Below are 22,088 nucleotides of genomic sequence, written 5' to 3'. Positions count from 1 at the left end.
ATTACCTGCCACCCGTTAAGCTGGACCAGTGAAGATTCCGGCAGAAGTATTCGCCCGTTCCCCCGAGCCCACGCTCGGGGTGGAATGGGAAGTCGCGCTCGTGGACCGCGACTCGCGCGATCTTGTCCCGCGCGGGGCTGAGCTTATTGATCTCGCCGCTGCCGCCCACCCAGATATTCACGTGGAAAAGGAATTCCTCCAGAATACGGTGGAACTAGTCACGGGCATTTGCACCACGGTGCCAGAAGCCATCGCGGAGCTAGAAACCTCGTTGGCTGCCGTGGAAGAAGCAGCTGCCAAGCTCGGCATCGATGTGTGGGCCTCTGGCGGGCACCCGTTTACGGATTTCCGGGAAAACCCGCTGTCAGATAAACCCAGCTATCAAGAGATCATCGCCCGCACCCAGTATTGGGGAAAGCAGATGCTGCTGTGGGGCACCCACGTCCATGTTGGCATCAGTCACGAGGATCGCGTCTGGCCCATCATCAATGCGCTGATGACGAAGTACCCCCACCTTTTGGCTATCTCTGCGTGCTCGCCCGGGTGGGAAGGCCTCGATACGGGCTACGCCTCCAACCGCACGATGCTCTATCAACAGCTGCCTACCGCTGGCATGCCGTATCAATTCTTCACGTGGGACGAGTGGCAGTCCTATATGCGGGATCAGGCCATCTCCGGGGTTATCAATCACACCGGCTCGATGCACTTTGATATCCGCCCAGCCTCGAAGTGGGGCACCGTGGAGGTCCGCGTATCCGACGCCACCTCGAACCTGCGGGAGCTATCCGCCGTCGTCGCTCTCACGCACTGCTTGGTCGTGTACTATGACCGCATGATTGATGCGGGCGAGGAACTACCCGTCTTGCAGCCGTGGCACGTGGCGGAAAATAAGTGGCGCGGTGCGCGCTACGGCATGGATGCCCTCGTTATTACCTCGCGCGATACGGACGAGGCTTGGGTCAAAGATGAATTGGCCCAGATGATAGAAGAACTCACGCCCTTAGCCCGCGAGTTGGGCTGCGCGGAAGAGCTGGCCTTGGTGCACGAAATCATCGATGGCGGCGCCGGATACGAACGCCAACGCCGCCTTTTTCAAGAAACCGGCAGCTGGCGCGATGTCGTCGAAGAAACCTGCCGCGAGCTCCACACCTTCCGGCCGGTGCGCTAATTAGCTAACCGATCACCGACTAGGCGTGTGCTCAGTGATCGCACGCCTAGAGCCACACCGGAAGTAGCTGGGCGCGGCCGGCGCAGGGTGCGCAGATTGCTGCCGCGCCCCGCTGCTGCGTACCGCTTAGTCGTTATCTAGGGCGTGGCGGCCGCCGGGGGACGGGGGAACCGGAATATCGGTATAGCCCTCGGTGGAGGGAAACTCGCGGGTCTCAGGGTTAAATACTGGGAACTCTGCGGTTTCGTCGGTAGTGGCAGAACCCCGTGCGGTAGCGCCAGACGCGTGAGCTCCGGCTGTCTGAGTGCGTTGCGGCTGGGCGTGCTGGGGCTGCTGGGCGCGGTGCTGTTGGGCGTGCTGCGGCTGAGCAGCACGCTGTGCCGCGTGCCGGCCGCCGCGGGCGTCTTCCTCGCTGGGCTGGGTGCCGGGGATAAATCCCCAGAGGGCATAAAAGGCGATGTAGAGGATGCCGGAGGCGGTGAAAAGGAGCATGGCCCAGGGCTGGAAGTCCAACTGGTTCAAAGAGCGGTTGGAGCCTTCGAGCCAGAAGGCTGCGGAGACAAAGGGCAGCAGTACGACGCACATGGCCGCGAAGGAAATGAGTGCTGCTACTTGCGCACCGATGACGCCGTGCAGGCGCTTGCCCAGTGCCTGGTTGACGGAGATGAGGACAACGATGGCCAGCGGGAAGACCCAGACCCAGTGGTGGTACCAGGAAAAGGGAGAGACCAAGCACGCGCAAATGCCGGCAAGGGACATGGCGGCGGAGTTATTCTTGTGCTTCATCGCGGTGCGCAGGGCCAGGCAGGTCAGGACGAAGACCACCGCGACGGCGGCAAGCCACATCCAGCCGCCGTCGATGCCCCACGCGCGGACCATGAGCGAGCGGATTGACTGCGCGCCCGGGTTGGTGTGTTCACCCACGCGGGAGGAATTGAAGATGGCATCGGTCCAGAACACCCCGGCATCCGGAATGGTGACGAAACCAATCGCAACGGTCACCGCGAAGGTAAGGACGGAGATGACCGCCTGCCACCAGCGCTTCTGGAATAGGAGTACCAAGCCCATAAAGGCCGGGGTGAGCTTCAAGCCTGCGGCGAGGCCGATGCCAATTCCGGGCAGGGCCCTCTTTTTTGGAATGACGTCGAGGGCGACCAAGAACATCAAAAAGACGTTGATCTGGCCGTAGAACAAGGTGCCGTACATCGGCTCTACAGCCGGGGCGCACAGCACCAGTAGGATGGCAACAACCCAGGTCAAGGGCGAAAGTTTAAGGCCGCGCTCGTGGAAGACCATGAGGATGACGGCCAATAACGCAAGGATGGTGCCGCCTTGCCAGAGGATGATAAGGGGGTCATCGGCAAGCGAGGAAATCCACTTGAATAGCGTGCCGGCAAAGGGAGGGTAGGTAAAAGGCAGGTTGCCAATGTAGGCGTTGTCGTAGAGGTTGGCGCCATCGGCAACCTCGCCGCCGGCGAGCCAGTAAATCTTCAGATCCAACGGCACGCGCCAGATGAAGGCATTGGGGCCGTCGTATTGGCTATAGCGGGAGATGCTGAAAATAAAGAAGGCAACCAATAGAGCGGCCAGAGTAGGCAGTCCGTAGAGCTTTTTCACGGTTAAAGGTGCCTCCTATTTGCGGCGCAGCGAACGGCCGGCGGGGCGGTCATTGCGCGACATCGATTCCTCGGAACCATACAGGCCTTCACGGCGTGCAATGCGTGAGGTGCGCTGCGCGGTTACAGGGCTGGTAAACATCGCAAACAGTACCAGCAAAATAAGCATACCCAAATCACCACGCTCGGCCATGCTGAAAGATTCCGCGCCAGTAATGCGGATGAACGCACCCATGATGGTGAGGATGAGCCCGGTGGTCTGCGGCTTGCTCACGGCATGCACGCGGGACATCGTGTCCTTAAAGCGGGCTAGGCCAATGGCGGCGGCGAGGATGAGCAGGCTGCCGCTGATGACGAGGATGAGCGAGAGGATATCGGCGATTAGAGACCAACTCATTGGTTATCCCTCTTCCTAAACCTGGTAACAGACACGGTGGAGATGAAACCGAGCAGCGCGATGACCAGCATGGCCGAGACCACGGAGGTATCAAGTGACCAGCACATGTAGGTCGCCAGCGCGCATTGGAACATGGCGGTAAAACCGTCCATGCCCACCAGCCGGTCGAGGGAGTTGGGCCCGGTGATAATGCGCCAGACGGTGATTAATACGGAGATCCACAGCAGGAATGCGGGAACCAGCAGGATGGCGTGATAGATCTGCGGATCCATTATGGGTGGCTCCTTTCAAAGATCTCGATCATGGAAGATTCTAGGCGGGATACGGCATCGATTTCGCGCTGGATCTGCGCCTCATCCCGGGCATCCAGGATGTGGATGGTGATCATGCGATTGGCGATGTCAATGTCTGTCACCGTTCCTCCCGGCTGCAGGTTGTACAGTGTCACCGCGAGGGAGAGGATGAACTCATTTTCCAGGCGCATCGGCAATTCCAGGATGGCGGTTTTAGGCAGCGGCTGCGGCCGGGAGGCCAGCCAGCCCACCTTGAGGGAGGCATAAAACAGCTCCCAGAACCAGCGCAGCATGTAGCGGAAGAATTTGCCCCACGCGACCTCGACGCCGGCAATGGGCATCGCCGGCAGTGGCAGGGCAAAGACGATGACCAGGGCGACGAGGAGGCCGCCGACGACATTGCCCACCGTGATTTCGCCCATGAGCATGCACCACATGACCGTGATCCAGACGGTAAACCACGGCCGGAAGCGGTAGCGCAGACCGGCAAAGCGGCTCTTAGTCATCGCGGGCCTCCTTCTTTAGTGGGGTAGGGCTTTCTGATGCCCCCGTCTTCGCCGGTGCCTTCGAGCTTGGCGTCTCCGAGCTCGCAGTCTCCTTGGCGGCGGATTCCGGATCGTGGGCCGGGCCGGGGTCCGGCAGCAGGTGGCTGCGCTCCTTGTAGGAGTCCGCGCCGCCTTCGTAGCGCTCCTTTTGGTCAAGGTGCCGGGTGGGGTTATCGGCGTTTTCGCCCAATACGGCGTATTGATAAATGGAGGTATCCTGCGCGGATTCGGCCGCGCGGGAGGTGACACCGGAAATCGGGCCGGCCAGGAAGGTGATCGAGGTCGAGGCAATGACCAGCAGTGCGGTGGCACCCACCATGCCGAACGGCACGCGGCCGACATCCTGGCGGGAGGAGAACTCGACCTCATCGGTGATATCGGAAAGCGGGGCGGGGCGGGCCAGGGCGACGTTGCCTTCGGGGGCATCGGCGCGATCGCGTTGGAAGCCCTTGGCCCACACCAGCATCATGACGTACAGGGTCAGCAGCGAGGTCACTAGCGCGCCGCCGATAAGCACCCACGCCAGCCAGGAGCCTTCGTTGGCGCCCGCCTGAATGAGGATGATCTTGCCCAGGAAGCCAGAGAATGGCGGCACGCCGCCCAGGTTGATGGCCGGGATGAAATACAGCACGGCGATAAGCGGGGCGGAATACATCAGCGAACCCAGGCGCCGCAGCGAGGAGGTACCGGCCTGGCGCTCGATGAGGCCGACGACCAAGAAGAGCGCGGTCTGCACCAAAATGTGGTGGATGGCGTAGAAAATGGCGCCGGATAGCCCCTGGGCGGTACCCAAGGAGACGCCGAAGATCATATAGCCGATGTGGCTGACCAGGGTAAAGGACAGTAGACGCTTAATATCGGTCTGCGCGATGGCGCCCAAGATGCCCACCAGCATGGTGGCCAGCGCCACCCACATCAGCACGGTATCGAGCCCACCATTGGTAAAAATGGACGTGCGCGCGCGGATGATCGCATATACACCGACCTTGGTGAGCAGACCGGCGAATACGGCCGTGACCAGCGAAGGCGCGGTGGGGTAGGAGTCCGGCAGCCAGGCGGCCAGCGGCACCACCGCGGCCTTGATGCCAAAGGCCACGAGCAAGGTGGCGAAGATGGCGGTGCGGGTGCCCTCCGGGATGTCCTGCATGCGCTGGCCAATCTGCGCCATGTTCATGGTGCCGACGGAGGCATAGACATACGCTAGCGCCAGCAAGAAGATCATGGATGAGGCCATCGAGACCATCACATAACCCACGCCGGCGCGCACGCGGCCTGCCGATGCCCCCAAGGTCAACAGCACGTACGAGGCGACGAGGAAGACCTCGAAGCCGACGTAGAGGTTAAAGAGGTCGCCGGCCAAGAACGAGATATTCACGCCCATGGTCAGCAACATGTAGGTGGGCAAAAAGACCGCGACCGGTTCGTCCTTGGTGCCATCGCGCACACCCTGGGAAATGGCGTACCAGATGACGGAGAACAGCACCACAGACGAGGTAAAGAGGATCATCGTGGAGAGTCGATCCGCCACCAAGGTAATGCCCACCGGCGCATCCCAGCCGCCTATTTGCAGGGTCTGTATGCCATGGAAATCCACTATTATGATCAGGCTCGCGTTCACCGCAGCCGTAATCAGCAGGGAGAAAAAGGCGATCTGGCGCTGCACATTAGGCATGCGGGCAAACAGCAGCGAGAGAGCCGCGGCCACGGCCGGGATGATGACGGGCAGCGGAATGAGGGCACCGACGTACGGGTACATCGCCTCGGCCGCCTGGTGGAATGGCTCAGTCATCTTCGGCTCCCTTCACCGGCTCCTCGAAGGATTCGGGGCCGAAATTATCGCCTTCCTTAGTAGCGCGCCCGGTGGCGGGGTCATTGGAGGCATCATGATCCGCGCTCGCTGCGGCGTTGCCAGGCTTGGAGGCCTTGGCGGCAATCGCGGTATCTTCGGCGTCATCTTCAATGACGTCGGCGGTGCGGTAGCGGTACTGGCGGTAGGCCAAGGTGAGAATAAAGGCCGTCAGCGCCATGGAAATGACGATGGCGGTAAGGATCATCGCTTGGGTAAGAGGATCCGCAATATCGCTGCCATAAGGCTGGGCCTCGCGGCCATCGATGGGCGGCGAGCCCGCCGGGCCACCGGCCTGCAGCATAAAGAGGTTGGCGCCATTGCCCAGCAAAAGCAGCCCGAGCATCATCTTGGTCATGGCGCGGTCGAGCAAGAGGTAGATGCCCGCAGAAACCATTACTCCGGCGGCGAGCAGGAGGAAGAGGTTGGCTTGCATTTATTTCTCCTTTCCTGCGTTGTCCTCGGAACCTGTGCCGGAGGAGCTCGTTGCGGCTGGTATCTTTTCTTTTTTCTTCTCTTGTTTTTGCGCCCGTTGGGCCTTTTGCTTGGTGCTGCGCTCCCGGTTCTTCCGCGCCAGCGAGCGGGCGCGGTCGCGGGCGCGTTGCTTACGCATCTCTTCTTCCTCATCCAGCTTGGCGCCGAGCGAGCTGAGCACGTAGAGCGTGAGCCCCACGACGATGAGGTAGACGCCCAAGTCAAAGACCAGCGCCGAAGGCAGCGAGACCGCGCCGATAAGAGGGATCTCGGGCGAGGTATATCCGCTGGTAAGCGGTGGGTGGCCAAAGAACATCGGCACCACCACCGCCAAGGCAGAGAGGGAGAGGCCAGCGCCCATGGTGCGCCCGGCATCGATGGGCAGGGCCTCATCGAGCTCCGCGCGGCCACCGGCCAGGTAGCGCAGGATGAGCGCGAGTGCGGCCACAAGGCCACCGGCGAAGCCGCCGCCTGGCGCGTTGTGCCCGGCAAAGAAGAAATAGAAGGACAGCGCCATCATGGAGGGGAAGAGCACGCGGGTGGAGACATCGATCATCAGCGAGCGGTTGAGCGCCTGCTCTGATTCCGAGCCCGCGGCCAGCCAGCGCCGGCCCGTGACCTGCAGGGTAGGCCGGCGGCTATCCCTAGAGAAGGATTGGGTGCGATAAATCAGGGAGGCCACGCCGAGCGCGGCGATGATAATCACCGTGATCTCGCCAAAGGTATCCCAGGCGCGCAGGTCCACCAGCAAGACGTTGACGGCATTGGCGCCGTGGCCAATCTCCTTGGCCAGCTCCGGCATGTACTGCGAGATGGGCTCGGCAGACCGCGCGTTGATGGCAAACATGGCCACAATGGTGACGGTCAGGCCGGTGCCAACGGAGAGCCAGGCGCGCAGGCGGCCCATCTTCGGGTCCTGCTTCCACTCGGTAGACGCCGGGATGCGGCGCAGCACCAGCATGAATAGAACCATGATGATGGTTTCTGTCAGCAGCTGGGTCAGCGCCAAGTCCGGGGCACCGTGGATGGCAAAGACGAAGGACAAGGAATAACCGGTAATGCCGACGATGATGACGGCAGACAAGCGGTTATCGGTCACCGTGGCCGCAATGGCGGCCACCATCATGATGATGGCGGCGACGACCTGCCAGGGGTTTTCTGCAACCACCATGCGGATATCCGTGAGATCACCGGTAATCAGCATGGTCAGCGGCAGCACCATCAGGGTGGCGAAGATGACAGTCAGGTTGAGCTGCAGCGAACCGCGCTGGGTCACGGCCGTGGTGCGCAGGGAGAGCTTGCGCAGGGTGGAGATGACCTTGTCGTAGACGGCGTCGGCATCGCCAAGCGCGGGGTACGCAAACTGCCATTGCTCCAGGACCTGGCGGCGCCAGTGCACGATGATTCCGGCCACGATGATGATGGCGGAGACGCCCAAGGTCACCGACCACCCGTGCCAGAGGGCCAGGCCGTGGTGCTCGCCTGCCCCAAAGGTGGAATCGAGGTGCTGATCGATGGCCGCCGAAAGCGCCTGCGGCGCGAGGCCAAGCGCGATGGTCAGCGCGGTGAGCACGGCCGGAGCAAGCCACAGGCCCACGTTGACCTTGTGCATCGTGGCCACGGCCGCAGAAACGCCGTCCTTATCGTCCGGGAGGTTCTTGGAGGCAAAGGCGCCCCACAAAAAGCGCAGGGCATAGGCCATGGTGAGGATGGAACCTGCCACATAGGCCACCAGGATCATATTGCGCGGCATGCCAATGAGCAGTCCTTCGTGCATGGTGGATTCCAGCACGGCCTCCTTGGACACAAAACCAAAGAGCGGGGGAACGCCTGCCATGGATAGGGCGGAGATTAGGGCGATGCCGTAGAGGAAGGGCTGCCTGCGGCCGAGGCCGGATAGCTTCGTAATATCGCGCGTGCCTGAGCAGTGATCGATGGCGCCGACCACCATGAACAGTGCGGCCTTAAAGAGCGAGTGGGCAAAGGTCAGCGCCAAGCCCGCCTGCATGGCCTCCCGGGAGCCAACCGCCACGATGGAGGTAATAAAGCCCAGCTGGGAGACCGTGCCATAGGCCAAAATCAGCTTGAGGTCCTTTTGTTTCAGCGCCATCCAGCCGCCGAGCAGCATGGTAAAGACGCCTAAGGAAATGACCACGAGGTGCCAGGTGGCAACCTCGTACATATCCGGTGCCAGGCGCGCGACCAGGTAGATTCCGGCCTTGACCATGGCCGCGGAGTGCAGATATGCCGAGACCGGCGTTGGCGCTGCCATCGCGCCCGGCAGCCAGAAGTGCGCCGGCACGATGGCGGACTTGGTCAGCGCGCCGACCAAGATGAGCACGATGGCGACGGTGACGTATGGGGTTTGGGGGAAGTGATCGTAGGCGTGGATTTCACTAAACGTCCACGCCCCGGTCTGTCGGCCGAGCAGGCAGATACCCATCAGCATGGACAGGCCACCCAAGACGGTGACCATCAGAGCCTGCTGCGCGGCGCGGCGCGAGGAGGCGCGCTCGGCATAGTAGCTGACCAACAGGTACGACAAGAGGGAGGTAATTTCCCAGAAGACGTACATAAGCAGCAGGCTATCGGAGGCCACCAGCCCAAACATGGCGGTGGCAAAGCCCACCATTTGGCCGGCGAACATGGCAAGGCGGCGGCGCGTGGAATCGAAATAACCCCAGCAGTACAGCAGGACCAACGCGCCCATGCCCAGGATAATGAGGCTAAACAGCCCGCCTAGGGCATCCATGCGCAGATCCACGGCGAGGTGCGCGGCCGGCATCCACTCGATGGTGTAATTCAGCGTGCCGCCGTCGCGGAAGGTACCCCGGGCAAAGTGCGCGAGGGTCCACACGAAACCGACACCGGGAACTATTGCCAATAAACCAAAGGCTGGGCGGCCCACATTCATAATGAGCAGCGGTGCAACCACGGTGGCAACGATGAGGGCACCCAGAAGTATTAGCACGTTGGAATCTGCGCTCCTTAGGTTGTGTCAAGTTCTCAGACCCTCGGTGCCGTGGGGCGTGGCGATATGCGCCGGGAGCATATACACACCAAAACAGTTCGCACTCGGCCGAGTACGAACTGTCCCACTTGTGCAAGTAGCGTGGCCGGAAACGGGGTCAACTCGTCAAAAGTTTACCGGTTTTTCCACAACTTCGAAAGATTACTTTTCGTGCACAGTATTATATGCCGCCGTTGCGCGCTTTTTAAGCGTAGCGCTGCAAGAAAAGAGCCTCCGCGGCGGCGACGTGCTCGATCTCGGTGGGATCGACGGACTCATTGGCGGAGTGGATGGTGCACTTGGGCTCCTCCACGCCGTAGAGGGCGATTTCCGCGTTGGGGTGTGCCTCCTGCAGCTCGGTGGTCAGCGGGATAGATCCGCCCATGCCTTGCGCTGCGGTGTCCTTGCCATAGGCCTCGGAGAGGCACTGGCCCAACAGTGCCACGGCGGGCTTTTCCGGGTCGGTGGAGAAACCGGCATTGGCCTCCACGACCTCAGCCTTGACGTGCGCGCCCCACGGGGCGTGGTTCTTCACGTGCTCGCAGACGGCCTCGCCAATGGCGCGGGCATCGGTGCCGGCCGGAACGCGCAGGTTCAGCTTGGCGGCCGCGGTAGCGGGCACGGCGTTGACGGCCTCAGCCACCGGGGTAGAGGTAAAGCCGGTCACGGAAATGGCCGGGCGGGACCACACCATGTCTGCCACTGGGGTAGCACCCTCTGGGTCCTTGGAGCCCATGATCTCGGTGCCCTCGAGCAGCTGCGCATCGCCACGGAAGGCCTCGGCCGGGTATTCCTGGCCCTGCCAGTGGGCGCTGGTATCCACGCCATCGATGGTGGTGCGGCCGTATTCATCCGTCAGCGAATCCAGCGTACGCATCAGCGCCTTCACCGCATCCGGGGCCGCGCCGCCGAATTGGCCGGAGTGCACCGGCGCGGCCAGGGTATTGACCTCGACCTCAATCTGCGCGCCGCCGCGCAGGGAGGTGGTCAAGGTGGGCTGGCCCACCGCGGCATTGCCGGCATCTGCAATCAGGATGGCATCGGCAGCGAAAAGTTCCGGGCGGTCCTTGATGAGCTGGGACAGGCCCTCGCCGCCGCGCTCCTCGGAGCCTTCGATGAGGTACTTCAGGTTCACCTTGGTGCCGCCATTGGCCTCCAGTGCGCGCAGGGCCGCCAGGTGCATGGCTACATTGCCCTTGCAGTCTGCCGCGCCGCGGCCGTACCAGCGGGTGGTGCCCTCGGCATCGGCGCGCTCGGTCAGGGTGAAGGGATCGGATTCCCAGGCTGCGCGGTCTCCTGCGGGCACGACATCGTAGTGCGAGTACAACAGGACGGTCTTGGCGCCTTCTTCACCCTTGCGCTCGCCCAGAATGGCGGTGGAACCATCCGCGGTGGTGATGGTTTCTACCGTTGCCCCGGCTTCTTCCAGCGCGGCCTTCACCCACTGGCTCGCGCCCTGGGCCTGGTCCTCCAAGCCTGACTCATTGTGCACGGAGTTGAATCCAACGAGCTCGCTGAGCTGGCGGAAGATGGTGCCACGGTCGCTGCGTATGCTGTCAATTATATCTGTCATGCAATCCACGGTACCTTGAGCGCTTACACCGCAAGACAGATCCGCACGACATTTCCTTTGCATTCCTGCCCCGCGCTTGCCGATGCCCCCACCTGCCCCACCGCGCCACCTTCTGCCTCAGCCGTCCTTCCGAGGGGGAAATGTCACAGCGCGGTGTGCGGCGGGCAAAAGATCGCTATAGGCAAGCGCGTTGTTTCTTGCAGTAGGGGTAGGAGAGTGCCAGAATGGGCGTTAGCACTCGGACAGGATGAGTGCTAGATAAATCTCCATCGTTGTGGTTGAGGTTGGTCCACACTCACCAGCCATGCCGTCGCGGGCGTCCGCAGCGAGAAAGACGTGAGTGTCGTCCTCAATAAATCCAAGGAGCACAAACACTATGGCAAAGATTATCGCTTTTGATGAAGAGGCCCGCCGCAGCCTTGAGCGCGGCCTGAATACTCTGGCTGACGCAGTCAAGGTCACCCTCGGACCCAAGGGCCGCAACGTCGTCCTAGAAAAGTCCTGGGGCGCACCGACCATTACTAATGACGGCGTTTCCATCGCTCGCGAAATCGAGCTCGAGGATGCTTACGAAAAGATCGGCGCCGAGCTGGTCAAGGAAGTTGCCAAGAAGACCGATGACGTCGCCGGCGACGGCACCACCACCGCAACCGTTCTGGCACAGGCACTCGTTCGCGAAGGCCTGCGCAACGTAGCCGCTGGTTCCAACCCAATGGGCATCAAGCGCGGCATCGAGACCGCAACCAAGAAGGTTGTGGACTCCCTGCTGTCTTCCGCCAAGGAAGTAGAAACCCAGGAGCAGATCGCTACCACCGCTGGCATTTCCGCCGCGGACCCGGCAATCGGTGAAAAGATTGCCGAGGCTATGTACACCGTGGGTAACGGTTCCGTAAATAAGGACTCCGTTATTACCGTGGAAGAGTCCAATACCTTTGGCGTGGACCTCGAGGTTACTGAGGGTATGCGCTTTGATAAGGGCTACATCTCCGGCTACTTCGCTACCGATATGGAGCGCCAGGAGGCGGTCCTGGAGGATCCGTACATCCTGCTGGTCTCCTCCAAAATCTCCAACATCAAGGACCTCGTTCCGCTGCTGGAAAAGGTCATGCAGTCCGGCAAGCCGCTGCTGATCATTGCTGAGGACGTTGAAGGCGAAGCCCTGTCCACCCTCGTGGTCAACAAGATCCGCGGCACCTTCAAGTCCGTTGCCGTGAAGGCCCCGGGCTTCGGTGACCGCCGCAAGGCCACCCTGCAGGACATGGCCATCCTGACCGGCGGCCAGGTCATCTCCGAAGAGGTTGGCCTTTCCCTAGAGACCGCCGAGCTGGAGTACTTGGGCCAGGCACGCAAGGTCGTTGTCACCAAGGATGAGACCACCATCGTCCAGGGTGCTGGCACCCAGGAGCAGATCGATGGCCGCATCAAGCAGATCCGCGCTGAGATCGAGAGCTCCGATTCCGTTTATGACCGCGAGAAGCTGCAGGAGCGCCTGGCTAAGCTTTCCGGCGGCGTGGCCGTGCTCAAGGTCGGTGCCGCTACCGAGGTTGAGCTCAAGGAGCGCAAGCACCGCATCGAGGATGCCGTGCGCAACGCCAAGGCAGCCGTGGAAGAAGGCATCGTTGCCGGCGGTGGCGTTGCCCTGCTGCAGGCCGCTACCGTTCTTGACTCCATCGAGGCCGAAGGCGACGAGGCAACCGGTGTAAAGATCGTCCGCGAGGCACTGTCTGCACCGCTGAAGCAGATCGCTCACAACGCCGGCCTGGAGCCTGGCGTCGTCGCAGATAAGGTCTCCGGCCTGCCCGCCGGCGAGGGCCTCAACGCCGCTACCGGCGAGTACGTCAACCTCATGGAATCCGGCATCAACGACCCGGTTAAGGTCACCCGCTCTGCACTGCAGAACGCCGCCTCCATTGCGGCACTGTTCCTGACCACCGAGGCTGTTGTGGCTGATAAGCCAGAGCCTGCCGACTCCAACAACGCTATGCCTGACGCTGACGCTATGGGTGGCATGGGCTTCTAAGCGCCCTCCACCACGCCTGGCGCATACTGAGCTCCCGCTCTTATATGCGCTTGAGTCTGGCGAAAGCTGCGCCCCTCACTGTGTGCTGAACGCACGCGGCGAGGGGCGCAGCGGTGTTTTATGCCCCTTCCGTGAGGCGGTGAGGCGGGGGTCCCTTTGAGGGGACAGGGGATACGAACGGATCCGTTTGTATAGCTTGGGATCTACTTTTCGTTACATCGGCAGCCTTCTCACTCGCCTTTAGTTACCGGAACTAACCCCGTATTAGGGTAAAAAGTGGGCAAAAACCGCGGTAATGAAAACTACTTCCATATAAATCTCCGGTACTGCATTGATAGGAAAATTCATCACCAATCTTTACGGTGTTAATTTTTTCTTAACCTTGCGGCGAGGCGGCGGCGCGGTAGTCCCAGTTCAGCGGCATACAGTTGTAATTACGGTAAACGATTGAAGTAAAAATCCAGTGTAAAATTTTTATGAAAACTTAAGGCGCTGAGAAGGTTTCTAGAAATCTGGGGTTGCTTCGCTGAAGCCCTATGGCAAAATACTCCTCGTAGCGCCCACCGAGGGTGCCTGCACATTGCACAGCTCTTTCGGGGTACAAGCTTCGGACCTATTCGAGGAGAAAAACATGAACGTGGATCTCGCCACCATCCAGATGCACCTAGACAACTTCGTAAACACCCAGGAAGGCTGGTACAAGGTACTGTCCGGCGTTACCGAGATTCTTTCCTTTGGTAACTTGAAGAACGCAGCTGAGACTGCTACTGAGGCAGCTTTGCCGGACGCAATCACCGAACTGTCTTCCTAGTAATCTAAACCGGATTACTTTCCATCCCATTTTAAGGAGACCATAATGGAAATCATCACTTTTTCCTCCAAGGCAAACGGCGTAGCTAACACCATCGTAGAAGCTGGCCACGACATTGTTAGCCCGTTCATCGACATTGCTAACGGTGCATCCCAGCTGATCGGCATGTTCGTCTAAGAGCATCCTCGGGTGAGCCTTAAGGCTTACTAAACAAGGAAGACCTACCGGTTTCGGTAGGTCTTTTTTCGTTTTTCTTTCCTTTATTTTTGGGGTGCACCTGCGAAAAGTTAGCGCGCTAGATGTCTACATTCGGGTTACACTTGGTGCATGGCTGATATTAAAGACGACGACCTTCCTGAGATTGACCTTGCAAAAACCGACGGCTTCGTCGTTGACGGAACGGATGAGGATGATCCGTCGCTGATCATGCCGGATGGCTCTCCGGTGCAGACGTGGCGCGAGAATTACCCTTATGAAGAGCGTATGACTCGCAATGAATACGAGTCCATTAAGCGCGCACTTCAAATTGAGCTATTGAAGTGGCAGAACTGGACCAAGGAAACTGGCCAGCGCCACATCATTTTATTTGAGGGTCGCGATGCTGCCGGTAAGGGCGGAACCATCAAGCGTTTCAACGAGCACTTGAACCCGCGTGGTGCGCGCACCGTCGCGTTGGAAAAGCCATCCCCACGTGAGTCTACCTCTTGGTATTTCCAGCGCTATATCGAGCACTTCCCGGCTGCCGGCGAAATCGTCTTCTTTGACCGCTCGTGGTACAACCGCTCCGGCGTTGAGCGGGTGATGGGCTTTTGTACCGAGTCGCAGCACGCGGAGTTCCTGCGCGAGGTGCCCATGCTAGAAAACATGATCCTGGGATCGGGCATTTCGCTGACCAAGCTGTGGTTCTCTGTTACCCGGAAGGAACAGCGCACGCGCTTTGCTATCCGCCAGATTGATCCGGTGCGCCAGTGGAAGCTTTCGCCGATGGACCTGGCTTCTCTGGATAAGTGGGACGACTACACGCGTGCGAAGGAAGAGCAGTTCCGTTATACGGATACTGAGGAATCGCCGTGGATTACCATCAAGTCCAATGACAAGAAGCGCGCCCGCGTCAACGCGATGCGGTATGTCTTGTCCAAGTTTGAATACACCAATAAAGATTACGACGTGGTGGGTGAGCCGGACGGGAACATCGTCAAGCGCGGCCGCGACCAGATTGGTGATTAGTAGCGTTAATCCCTAGCGCCGTTGAGCGGGAAGATCGAGAGATCGGTCTTCCCGCTTTGCTATGTCTAAGGCCTCTGAGGTGGCTCAACCGCCTTTATAGCGGCAGCCTGAGGGCGCCTGATTATTCTCACAGCTATTTCTTAAAAAGTTGGCAGCCATAAATAAAAAATACTTGAATTACGTTCCCGGGGAAACTACTATCAAGGTGACCTAAAAGTCATCCTATCAATATGCGTGACACAAACCACTAAAAGGAGTACGTACATGATGAGGAAGAAACTGTGCGTTCTGGCTACCGCAACCGCTGTATCCATGGCGCCCATCGCAGTATCGGGGACGCTCACCGCTACCGCCTTTGCGGAAGGCGGCCAGCCAGTAGCAGAAGCAACGGCAGATAAGACCGACGTTCTCGGTCGCTCCACCGTTTCTGATAAGCAGATCGCCGATGAAGACGGCTACTTCGATAGCCACGACGGCGAGGGCGTGAAGATTTACTACCGCAAGCAGCTGGTAGAAAACCCACGCGGCAACGTCGTGTTGGCACATGGTGTTTCTGAGCACTCTGGCCGCTATGACTACGTGGCCAAGCGTCTGCTGGACGCTGGCTACAACGTCTACCGCCTGGACCACCGTGGACACGGTAAGTCTGCCTCCGGCAGCACGCCACTGGGGCACATCGATAACTTCCAGTACATCCTCAATGACTTCGACCGCGTCGTCGACATGGCTAAGGGTGAGCACCCCGATGTAAAGACCTTCCTTCTGGGCCACTCCATGGGCTCGTTGACCGTCCAGGCATACGGCATTCGTGAGCCTGGCAAGGTCGATGGCATCATCACCAATGGCGGTGGTGCACCGTTGAACCTGTCCGGTAAGAAGGCAACGGGCGAGACCATCACGCCGGACGAGATCTCTGAGGTGCAAAAGCAGCTCGACCCCACCCTGTTCGAGCGCCTGCCGTTGGCGGATATCACCAGCTTCAACGCCAACTACGCGCAGAACCTGATCCCGCACCGCACCTACATTGGTGCGCAGTCGCCGGAGTTCACGAAGAAGATCATGCTGTCCAACCCCTTCACGGAAGGCATTTCCACCAGCCAGGCCGTGAAGGACGAGTACGCGTCTAGCCCGCTCATCGCGCAAAAGACCAGCGCCGGTACCGCGCTGCAGCTGGGTGCTATCGCTACCTACGATGCTGTGAACGCGGACCTGTTTACCGCGCCGACGCTTATCATGCACGGCACCAAGGACGGCATCGTTCCGCCGTACTTCTCCCAGGACTGGTACAACTCCATTTCCTCTGATGACGTGGAATACATCAACTGGGAGGGCCAGAAGCACGAGGTCTTCAACGAGCCAGCCGCTGACCAGGCCCTCGACACCGTGGTGGACTGGCTGGACCGCCACGTGTAGCACAGTTCTTGTGACGCGTTTCTAGCTGAAACTCTTGGCATATCCACAGTGATTGCCAAGAGTTTACGCATATGTAACCCCTTCGTTGCCCGGGTTGGATACAAAAATAGTTATGAAACGTCAATTCTGTGCTTTCTCGTCTATCCTGGCCCTTTCTACAATTGCATGCGCACCGTATGCGGTGGCGCAGTCGCCGCTGAACGCGCTGTCCTCTGGCTCTTCACTCTCCTCACAAGGCCCCTTAGGCATGTCTTCGCGGTCACCTCATATGAAGGATGAGGCCGCAGAAGATGACAGTGGCGAGGAAGGGGAACACCTAGCATCGCCATCGCGAGTGTTATGGCAGGAAAGTTTTGACGAGATTGACACCCCAGCGTGGTTTACACACCGCGCACCGGATGGATGGAAGACGAATGTCGCGGGCGTTGATTCGGGCGAGGCTCGGTGGAAGGGCTGGACTTTTGGGGATATGCGCCACTGGACTTGGGCCTCAGGAACCGATATGCGCCACTATTTCACCCAAGCGCACGATAAGTTTGCCATTATCGATAATAAACAGCAGCGCTTGGCAGAGGGCGATTCGATGAATGCGGAGTTGACCAGCCCGGAGATTGCAGTTGCTGGTCAAGACCGCGTAAATGTGGAATTTGATCACCACTACCGCCAAGGCAAGGACAGGCAAAACGCCACGGTGCAGGTCTCCTTCGATGGCGGAAAGCCGCAGGAGATAGCGCTATTTGATAAGGATGTCTTTTCCAAGCACGAATCCATCGGGGTAGACGTACCTGCAGGAACCAAGAAGATGCAGGTGAGCTTTAAGTACAACCACGGCAACGATGATTGGTGGTGGGCGGTAGATAACGTAGGAGTTGTTAAACCGCTAGGCCAGGAGATCGGATCACCGCAAGCTGTTGTGGACGTACTCAGCGATATTCAGGGTGACCCGGAGGATTATAAAGATGCGGTGCGCCAACTCAACGGCATGGAGGATAAGGCTGGGGCGCTGGTCCTTAATGGCGATCTAGTAGACGATGGCTCGCAGGAACAGTGGGATACCTTCCTAGCCGCTCATGAGGAAGAACCTCATGATTCTGGGAAGGAATTGTGGACCATCGGTAATCATGAAATGTATGGCAAGGAAGGCTCCAAGGCATACATGGACCGCTTCCTTAAACACTCCGGGCAGGACAAGCCGTGGAAAGAAGAAATTGTTGATGGGGTACCGATGATTTCCATCAATACTGAGTTCTACTCCGATCTCCTGCGCCACGGCAAGGAGCCGTTCCAGCGTATTAGCAATGAACAGCTCAACTGGTTAGATGAGCGCCTAGCCTACTGGGACGCCAAAGGGATACCGGCACTGGTCTTTAGCCACCCGCTGCTTCCGCAAACGGTGTCCATGTCTCACTCGGCGTGGTACCAGAATGACTTTGAAGATCTTGAGGCGTTGTCCAATGTGGTCAATAAGTACAACAACATCGTCTGGTTTAGCAGCCATAGCCACTCTTCGCTGCGCCAGAATAACTGGTGGGGTACCCGCCGCTACGATGGTACCGGTGAGCCCGGCCGCACTGGTTTCCCAGTAGTTAATACCGGCGCCATCCTCAACGAGTACATGCCGGATGGCGATAATGACGAAAAAACCGTTAAAGAAAAGGAAGAAGCCTCTACCGGACTTCGGGTCAAGGTTTTTGCTGACCGCGTCCGAGTAGAGGCTTGGGATTTTAAGGCTGGCGAATTGATTAAGTATCAGGATTTCGCGCGGTAGCCTAACCCCACGGCTCAATGGGGTTACCCTGCCAGGTGGCGTTGGCGGGGACGCGGTCACCGCGCATGACCAGCGAACCGGGGCCGACGGTGCTGGATTCACCAATGAGCGAGGCGGGCAGCGCCACCGAATGAGAGGCGAGCGTGGAGCCGGCCTCGATGGTGACGGTATCCAGGCTCATCACGCGGTCCTGGAATAGGTGGGTCTGCACCACGGTACCGGGCCCCACGGAGGCGCCAGCGCCGACGTGGCACAGATCGGTTTCGGGGAACCAGTAGGAATCGATCCAGGAGCCCTTGCCGATGTCCACTCCCAGCCCCCGCAGGCCCAAGTTGATCTCTCCTGTGCCGTAGGTGTGCTGGAAGAACCACGGGGCGGCGACGACCTCCACGAAGGTGTCCTGTAGCTCGTTGAGCCAGACGAACACGCTCCACAACGGGTGGTCGGCTGCGCTGTGCGTGCCCACGCAGATCCACTTCACGGCGATGGTCACCGCCATAGCGATAGCGCCCATCGCCATGAGCACGAGGCCGGAAAGGGCCCAGGTGGTGAGGAAGCCGACATCGGCAAGCAGGTAATACAGCGTCCCCAGGGTCGCGGCGAGCAGCATGGCCGAGAACATCGGCGCGAGCAGGCGCATGGTTTCCACGACGCCGCGGGCGGCCTTGAGTTTGAAGCCCGGGTTATAGGTCAGGGCCTCGGCAGACTCGGCGGGGGCATCGATCTGCGCGGTAACGCGGCGCATGCGCTCTGGCGGGGAACCCCACCAGTTGGCGCCGGACTTCGTCTTCTTCGGCGTGGAGGACAGCACCGCGACCAGGGAGTTCTTGGAAAGTTTGCGCCCGGGTGCCGTAATACCGGAGTTACCCACGAAGGAGCGCTTGCCCACCTTGGCCTCCCCGGAGTGAATCCAGCCGCCGCCGAGCTCGTAGCCACCGATCATGGTGTCATCGGCAAGGAAGGCGCCGTCTTTGACGTCCGTGAGCGCGGGGATCATCACGGCGGTGGAAATCTCCACGTCCTTGCCAATGCGCGCGCCCAAAGCGCGCAGCCACCGCGGGGTCAGCTGCGAGGCATAGAGCGGGAAGAGCTGCGTGCGGGCCTCATCCATGAGGCGCTCGATGGCCCACAGGCGCCAGCCGGCGGCAGAGCGCACCGGGTTCACGCCGGGCGAGATGCCGATGGACAATATGCGCACGCCCAGCCAGGTCTGCAGCATGTAGGTGGCAAAGGCCGCAAGCGCCGCGAGGGGAGCGAAGAGCACCGCGCCGACGAAGCGGTTCCCGTCCGTGGAATGCACCAGCGCCAAATCCACGATGGCGCCGATAAGCACCGCGATGAGCGGCTGCGCGGCCAGGAACAGCGAGGTCGCACCGTAAATGGCCACCCACCAGGGGCGGCGCTTCGGCGGCTTGGAGGGGAAGCGGTGCTTGGAGCGGCCCACCTTCTTCGCAGGAGAGCCGGACCAACGCTGGCCGTCCTTGATCTTCTTGCGGCCGGTGACGGTGGAACCCGCCTCCACGTGGGCGTACTTGCCCACCACGGTGCCGGGCAGCAGGGTGGAGCGCGCGCCCACGCGGGCGCCCTCCTTGATGTCGATGGCGCCGACGTGGAGTACGTCGCCGTCGAGCCAGTAGCCGGTGAGATCGACCTCCGGTTCCACCGCGGCGTGCTTGCCCAGGGTAAGCAGGCCCGTTACCGGTGGCAGCGAGTGCAGATCCACGCCGCGCTTCATCTTCACGCCCAAGGCGCGGGCGTAGTTATTGACCCAGGTGGCGCCCGCAATGGAGCGCGAGCCAGAGGCATCGGCCCACCGTTCCGCGGCCCAGATGCGCAGGTGGGTCGAACCACCGCGCGGGTAATCGCCGGGCTTAATCCCGGCGGTAATGAGGCGCGCGCCAAAGCCACCGATGGGTATGCGGCCCAGCGGCGTGGCAAAGATGAGCACCAGGGCGATAACAAGCCACCAGGGGAAAGACTGCGCCCAGTCCACGCCCAGAGCGGAGGCCACCGTTGAGCCCAGCATGAGCCAGGCCAGCCAGGTGGTCGCCGCCAGCGTCATGGCGGGGATCTGCAGCAGCGTTTGCGCCACGCGGGTCTTCGCGCCGACCGGGGTGACCTCGCGCAGCGGTTTCTGTTGCTCCGCCTTAGGGCGCGGTTCGGCGCCGGCGATGAGCTCCGCCAGCGAACCTAGTCGCGGGTGGTCATAGAGATCGCGCACGGCCACGGTGGGGTAGCGATCGCGGATGTGTCCCACCAGCGTCGCCGCGGCCAGGGAGGTACCGCCGAGGTCGAAGAAATCGGCGTTCTCATCCTCCACGGATACGCCGAGGGTCTCGACCCAGAGCTCGGCTAGCCACTTCTCGGTCTCCGTCAGCGTGGTCGATTCCACGCCGACGCCGGGCAGCGGCCACGGCAGCGCCTTCTTATCCACCTTGCCGGAGGTGCGCACCGGCAACTCATCCATCACGCAGATGCGCGGGACCAGGGCCGCGGGCATGGTCTCCGCCAGCCGTTCGTGGGCCACGCCGTGGTTAAAACCGCGCGCCTCATCTTCCAGCGAGACGTATCCCACCAGCACGGATTCACCGCCCGGGGTCTTTTGCACGGCCACGGCGGAGTTATAGACGTTATCCAGCGCGGCGACGTTCGCATCGACCTCACCCAGCTCGATGCGGCGCCCGCCAATCTTTACCTGGTCATCCACGCGGCCCACAAAGTACAGGCCGTCTTCTTCCAGGCGCACGTGGTCGCCGGTGCGGTAGGCGCGCTGCCAGCCCATGGATTCCAGCGGCGCGTACTTCTCCGCATCCTTCTGCGGATCCAGGTAGCTGGCCAGGCCCACGCCGCCGATGACCAATTCGCCGGTTTCGCCCAGGCCAACGGGTTGCCCCTGCTTATCGATGACCACCAGGTCCCACCCATTCAGCGGCAAACCGATCGAAACCGCGCGCCCTGGAATCATCCTTTGCGCGCAGGCGACGACGGTGGCCTCCGTGGGGCCGTAGGTATTCCACATCTCGCGGTCCTCGGTGGCCAGGCGGTCCACCAATTCCTGGGAGCAGGCCTCGCCGCCGACGATGAGCAGGCGGATATTATCCAGTGCTTCCGCCGGCCACAGGCCCGCCAGGGTGGGAACCGTGGAGACGACGGTGATATCGCGGCGAATCAGCCACGGTCCGAGGTCCATGCCGGACCGCACCAAGGAACGCGGTGCCGGAACCAGACAGCCGCCGTGGCCCCAGGCCAGCCACATCTCCTCACAGGATGCGTCGAAGGCAACCGAAAGCCCGGCTAGCACGCGGTCTTCCGGGCCGAGCGGGCCATGGGGGTGATCGACGAGGAAGAGGCTGGCCTCCGCGTCCACAAAGGCGGCCGCCGAGCGGTGGCTTACGGCCACGCCCTTCGGCTTGCCCGTGGAACCGGAGGTAAAGATGATCCACGCGGTGTCTTCGGGCCGCGGGGCTTCGACGCCTTCGGCAGCGTGGCGCGGTTTTTCGCGCAGGAAGCGGAAGCCGTCATCGCTGAACATGCCATCGATATCGGCCTCGCCAAAGACCATCTCCGCGCGCTCATCCGGATCGTCCGCGTCCACCGGCACGTAGGCCGCGCCGGCGGCCAGAGTGGACAGGATAGCGAGGTAGAGATCCCGCTTGCCAGACGTCATCCGGATGCCGATGCGATCGCCGCGGCGCACGCCATTGACGTGCAGCTCTGTGGCCCACAGCTGGACCTCGTGGACGAGTTCGGCGTAGGTGATGATCTCGCCATCGTCAAGCGCGGCGGCTTCTGGATGAATCTCAGCGGTGGTCGTGATGATGTCCCACAGCGTGCGCGGGCGTGGGGCCAGATCGCGCAGGAGGTACTGCTGCGGGACGCTGGGAAGTTCTGTATTAGACCTACTACATTCTTCGGGTTCGTCCATGC

General features: G+C 60.8%; 17 protein-coding genes. 7 read left to right on the top strand and 10 right to left on the bottom strand.

Features of this window, described 5'->3' with window-relative positions:
* Window positions 1-28: 28 nt before the first annotated feature.
* Window positions 29-1,168, top strand: coding sequence for a glutamate--cysteine ligase (locus MHX65_RS02935; RefSeq protein WP_239268499.1), 1,140 nt, complete (start codon window positions 29-31; stop codon window positions 1,166-1,168).
* 126 nt (window positions 1,169-1,294) lie between these two features.
* Here MHX65_RS02935 and MHX65_RS02930 read toward each other — a convergent pair whose 3' ends face one another.
* The 9 genes from MHX65_RS02930 to MHX65_RS02890 all read right to left on the bottom strand — a co-directional run bounded on the left by MHX65_RS02930 (window position 1,295) and on the right by MHX65_RS02890 (window position 11,297).
* A complete protein-coding gene (locus tag MHX65_RS02930; RefSeq protein WP_239268496.1) occupies window positions 1,295-2,785 on the bottom strand; it encodes a glycosyltransferase 87 family protein in 1,491 nt (496 codons plus the stop codon).
* Window positions 2,786-2,800: 15 nt separating this feature from the next.
* Entirely contained in the window at window positions 2,801-3,181 is a 381-nt protein-coding gene (locus MHX65_RS02925; protein WP_005279458.1) for a monovalent cation/H(+) antiporter subunit G, read from the bottom strand.
* The gene (locus MHX65_RS02920) at window positions 3,178-3,453 is read right to left on the bottom strand and encodes a monovalent cation/H+ antiporter complex subunit F (RefSeq protein WP_239268494.1); all 276 of its coding nucleotides are present in this window, start codon (window positions 3,451-3,453) and stop codon (window positions 3,178-3,180) included. The genes MHX65_RS02925 and MHX65_RS02920 overlap by 4 nt, the downstream gene beginning before the upstream one ends.
* The gene (locus MHX65_RS02915) at window positions 3,453-3,980 is read right to left on the bottom strand and encodes a Na+/H+ antiporter subunit E (protein ID WP_239268492.1); all 528 of its coding nucleotides are present in this window, start codon (window positions 3,978-3,980) and stop codon (window positions 3,453-3,455) included. Before MHX65_RS02915 ends, MHX65_RS02920 begins: the two co-directional genes overlap by 1 nt.
* The gene (locus MHX65_RS02910; protein ID WP_239268490.1) at window positions 3,973-5,808 is read right to left on the bottom strand and encodes a Na+/H+ antiporter subunit D; all 1,836 of its coding nucleotides are present in this window, start codon (window positions 5,806-5,808) and stop codon (window positions 3,973-3,975) included. Before MHX65_RS02910 ends, MHX65_RS02915 begins: the two co-directional genes overlap by 8 nt.
* Complete coding sequence (locus MHX65_RS02905) at window positions 5,801-6,301, bottom strand: Na(+)/H(+) antiporter subunit C (RefSeq protein WP_023024001.1); 501 nt, start codon at window positions 6,299-6,301, stop codon at window positions 5,801-5,803. Before MHX65_RS02905 ends, MHX65_RS02910 begins: the two co-directional genes overlap by 8 nt.
* The gene (locus tag MHX65_RS02900) at window positions 6,302-9,310 is read right to left on the bottom strand and encodes a Na+/H+ antiporter subunit A (RefSeq protein ID WP_239268487.1); all 3,009 of its coding nucleotides are present in this window, start codon (window positions 9,308-9,310) and stop codon (window positions 6,302-6,304) included.
* Between the two features lie 244 nt (window positions 9,311-9,554).
* Window positions 9,555-10,922 carry a dipeptidase gene (locus MHX65_RS02895; protein ID WP_239268485.1) on the bottom strand — a complete coding sequence of 456 codons (1,368 nt, stop codon included), beginning with the start codon at window positions 10,920-10,922 and terminating at the stop codon, window positions 9,555-9,557.
* 231 nt (window positions 10,923-11,153) lie between these two features.
* Entirely contained in the window at window positions 11,154-11,297 is a 144-nt protein-coding gene (locus MHX65_RS02890) for a hypothetical protein (RefSeq protein ID WP_156904629.1), read from the bottom strand.
* 1 nt (window position 11,298) lies between these two features.
* Between MHX65_RS02890 and groL the strand changes: the two genes are divergently transcribed.
* The 6 genes from groL to MHX65_RS02865 all read left to right on the top strand — a co-directional run bounded on the left by groL (window position 11,299) and on the right by MHX65_RS02865 (window position 18,161).
* Entirely contained in the window at window positions 11,299-12,942 is a 1,644-nt protein-coding gene (groL, locus tag MHX65_RS02885; RefSeq protein ID WP_239268483.1) for a chaperonin GroEL, read from the top strand.
* A gap of 631 nt (window positions 12,943-13,573) precedes the next feature.
* Window positions 13,574-13,753: a hypothetical protein gene (locus MHX65_RS02880; RefSeq protein WP_023023993.1), complete on the top strand. Its 180-nt coding sequence runs from the start codon at window positions 13,574-13,576 to the stop codon at window positions 13,751-13,753.
* A 45-nt stretch (window positions 13,754-13,798) separates the two neighbouring features.
* Complete coding sequence (locus MHX65_RS11530) at window positions 13,799-13,930, top strand: hypothetical protein (protein WP_023023991.1); 132 nt, start codon at window positions 13,799-13,801, stop codon at window positions 13,928-13,930.
* A 150-nt stretch (window positions 13,931-14,080) separates the two neighbouring features.
* Window positions 14,081-14,980, top strand: a complete 900-nt coding sequence (ppk2, locus tag MHX65_RS02875; RefSeq protein WP_023023989.1) for a polyphosphate kinase 2 — start codon at window positions 14,081-14,083, stop codon at window positions 14,978-14,980.
* 264 nt (window positions 14,981-15,244) lie between these two features.
* Window positions 15,245-16,393 (top strand): alpha/beta hydrolase, encoded by a 1,149-nt coding sequence (locus MHX65_RS02870; protein ID WP_239268481.1) that lies wholly within the window; start codon window positions 15,245-15,247, stop codon window positions 16,391-16,393.
* Window positions 16,394-16,640: 247 nt separating this feature from the next.
* Complete coding sequence (locus tag MHX65_RS02865; protein WP_239268478.1) at window positions 16,641-18,161, top strand: metallophosphoesterase; 1,521 nt, start codon at window positions 16,641-16,643, stop codon at window positions 18,159-18,161.
* A 1-nt stretch (window position 18,162) separates the two neighbouring features.
* Here the strand turns inward: MHX65_RS02865 and MHX65_RS02860 are convergent, their stop codons facing one another.
* On the bottom strand, window positions 18,163-22,086 hold the full coding sequence (locus MHX65_RS02860) for a Pls/PosA family non-ribosomal peptide synthetase (protein ID WP_239268476.1): 3,924 nt from the start codon (window positions 22,084-22,086) through the stop codon (window positions 18,163-18,165).
* Window positions 22,087-22,088: the final 2 nt, after the last annotated feature.

The organism is Corynebacterium sp. ACRPS, from assembly GCF_022346005.1.
In the GTDB taxonomy this organism is placed as follows: domain Bacteria; phylum Actinomycetota; class Actinomycetes; order Mycobacteriales; family Mycobacteriaceae; genus Corynebacterium.
Note: the sequence above shows the minus strand (reverse complement) of the source record. Positions and strands in the feature narration are given on the sequence as shown.